Here is a 2,593-nt window from a genome sequence, read left to right as displayed (position 1 = left end):
GGCGTAAACAGCTGAGCCTGCCATGCGCGGATTTCGCAGACAACGCCCCTTCGTGTCGGTCCTGACGCTGTTGCGCAGGATCGAGGCGCAGAACGCCCGCATCGTTGCGGGTAGCAACGGATGGTGAACCAAATGAGCGATATCACCGAACGGCTCAACGAACTAAAGGCCAAAGTCGACACCTATACGAACGTTCGCGCTGCGGAACTGGCCGCCGGCGTAGCCAATGCCAACAAGGCACGAGACGTAGACAACGAAGCCGACCATGACGCTGCGCTGGCCGCGATTAACGAGATCAGCGGCAAGCTGAAGATCTTCTCGCCCTCAATCAGAGCGACGGCGCAACTGTGGTGCCCCTGCATCGGTCACGGTAGGCGGCTGAAGGACGGAACATCTACCAAATAAAAAAGCGGCGGCCGAAGCCGCCGGGAGTGGTCGTTTGGCATCTCCCAATGGAGTGCCATTTTTCTATGCAAAAAGTGTGAAGGTTCCGTTTCGCCCAGCCTGTGGTTGAAACGAAAAAGGCCCGGCCGAAGCCGAGCCCTTTCGTCGCGCTGTGTTTCGGTCACTTCTTGCGGGCGGCGGCGAGGAAGGCGGCGGCCGAGGGCATCGCCGGGGGCGGAGCGATCGTCGGGGTGGTCGGGCGAACCGCCATGGCGGCGGCCGCCGGCAGGCTCGGAATGCTGGTGATCGACAGGGCCGAGGCCTGAGCGACGCTGGCGAGGACGAGGGCGACGGAGACGAGGGCGACGCGCATGGGAAACTCCACTGTGTTCGATGCCTGAAGCGTCGGGGTTGTTGTCGTGTCCCGCTCGCTTTCTGGTATTATGAATACAGGCGGATCCTATCGATCTTGTTAAATGACGCGGTGAATGATGTCTTGTTCGATGAATTTACGCGCCAAATATTCTGTAACTGTTCATTTACTTAACCAGATGCGTCCAAACTACTAGAAAATTACCTTTCTTAGGGGAAACCAGGAGCGGGCCGGCAAGTGCCCCCAGGGGGTAGGCATCGCCGGTCCGCTCGCTTCCCGGCCGATCCTTGTGAGGCCCGCCAAGAAGTGCGGGACCGGTATGCCCGGCGACCGACGCTGAAAATGCGTTCTTTCACCTTCTGATGCTTCTACGCGGTGGACATCCACCATGCCTGCATCGGCGGCGGGCGCTCCCGCTCGCGCAACAATCTGCTGCCGATGCAACCCGTATGCTACGACCCCACGTTGGGTGGGGCGACACCGTCGATCTCGCGTTTAAGCGCTCGACAATAGTCGCCGGGGACCGCGTCCCACGCATCGTTGAGCACCGCCAAGCCTTGGTGTTGACCATGTCGGCGATCGTCGCCTCGATAGCCAGCGCCGGCGCGGCACGGCTGGCGTTGGGGCAAGCTCCGCAGGCAACGACACGGCGTAACCTTGTCCTCTGATTGCCCCCGCTCCTAACCAGTGTGCGTTCTGGTTGTGGTCCTGTCTGGACCGGGCTGCAAACACGTTGGGGTAAGCCCACCGAGGCTCGTGTGAGGACGGCCGGTAGTATAGCCGGATCGCTAGGCCTTGATGATGGTTCGGGCCTCCGGCAGGCTCCGGAAGCGATGCTCGTTTAAGCACTGGTCGCGCAAGCGCCCCTGGAGGCTCTCGACGTGTCCATTCTGCTGCCGCCTACCGGGAGCGATGTCGTGCCATTCGATGCCGCGTTTCTCCTCCCGGCCGAGGATGGCGTGTGTGGTCGGTTCGGCGCTGTTGTCCGCGACGATCACCCTGGTAGGATGGCCTTGGGACGCGCCCGCGTCAGGCCTTCTTGGAAGCCTGATCCGTACGCATCGTTGCGATGAGAGCCATTGCGAGGTCGGCGGCGTCTGTGTCCTTGAGCTCGAAGGATAGCCAGCCGAACCCGGGATGCCGGAACTTGATCACGCGCTTGCCGTCGATGCGGTCGGCTGGAATGACGGCCTGCGCACGGGCGAGCATAGGCATCTGCGCCCCGTCAGGAGAGGCCGGAACGGCCGGAAGCATTGAAGCACGCGCTGTCGCGAGGCCTTGTATGGTTTTGTCCAGATGCTCGGCTGACATCGTGATCCGCCGCGCGTCCAATTCGGTCGAAAGCTCAACACTGACTGCTTTGCGATCCTCAGAAGCCGTAATCCTCAGTCCTGGGTCCCGCACTTCTGAATCCCTTTCGAAGAATGCCGCATCGCCGACTTAGCACGATCGAACCGCGGCCGAGAATACGACAGGTCCGTTGCGCCATCTCGCGAGTTTCGGATGAACATAATGACCGCAACCCATAGCGAGCGCTTTTGCTCGCGCCTGCGAGCCGTCGCCCCTCCATCTTTAGCGCTAGGCGGTCGCAGATTGTCGTCGGCCATCGGACGGCTCATCGACACCGTCACACCCGATGAATGCGCCAACTTCTTCGCTGCCGCAGGATACGAGCTCAATTAAACCGAAGACGCTCTCGGCTGTCACCAGCTCAGTATCTGACAAGATCGACTTCGAGGAGGAAGGCCGAACGTCAGCGGCCCTCGACAACATGATCGAGACCGGGGCGTGTTTTTTTGCTGGACACGCCGGGCCCCAGAGCGGTTCGCAAGTCTA

The 2,593-nt window shown here is 61.2% G+C and carries 4 protein-coding genes and 1 pseudogene; 2 read left to right on the top strand and 3 right to left on the bottom strand.

Annotation, left to right across the window (positions count from 1 at the left end; genetic code table 11):
* Positions 1-132: 132 nt before the first annotated feature.
* Positions 133-405 (top strand): hypothetical protein, encoded by a 273-nt coding sequence (locus tag MHA02_RS21570; protein WP_147082610.1) that lies wholly within the window; start codon positions 133-135, stop codon positions 403-405.
* A 160-nt stretch (positions 406-565) separates the two neighbouring features.
* Here MHA02_RS21570 and MHA02_RS21565 read toward each other — a convergent pair whose 3' ends face one another.
* The 3 genes and pseudogenes from MHA02_RS21565 to MHA02_RS21555 all read right to left on the bottom strand — a co-directional run bounded on the left by MHA02_RS21565 (position 566) and on the right by MHA02_RS21555 (position 2,068).
* Positions 566-757 carry a hypothetical protein gene (locus tag MHA02_RS21565; protein WP_147082609.1) on the bottom strand — a complete coding sequence of 64 codons (192 nt, stop codon included), beginning with the start codon at positions 755-757 and terminating at the stop codon, positions 566-568.
* A 681-nt stretch (positions 758-1,438) separates the two neighbouring features.
* Positions 1,439-1,755, bottom strand: a pseudogene (locus tag MHA02_RS22785) (integrase core domain-containing protein); the annotation flags it as partial.
* 31 nt (positions 1,756-1,786) lie between these two features.
* Complete coding sequence (locus MHA02_RS21555) at positions 1,787-2,068, bottom strand: hypothetical protein (protein ID WP_147082607.1); 282 nt, start codon at positions 2,066-2,068, stop codon at positions 1,787-1,789.
* A 325-nt stretch (positions 2,069-2,393) separates the two neighbouring features.
* Between MHA02_RS21555 and MHA02_RS22500 the strand changes: the two genes are divergently transcribed.
* Positions 2,394-2,593: hypothetical protein (locus MHA02_RS22500; protein WP_210245103.1), on the top strand; the 200-nt coding region annotated here is incomplete at its 3' end.

Source organism: Methylobacterium haplocladii (assembly GCF_007992175.1).
Classification (GTDB): Bacteria; Pseudomonadota; Alphaproteobacteria; order Rhizobiales; family Beijerinckiaceae; genus Methylobacterium; species Methylobacterium haplocladii.
This window is presented reverse-complemented; position numbering and strand designations above follow the sequence as displayed.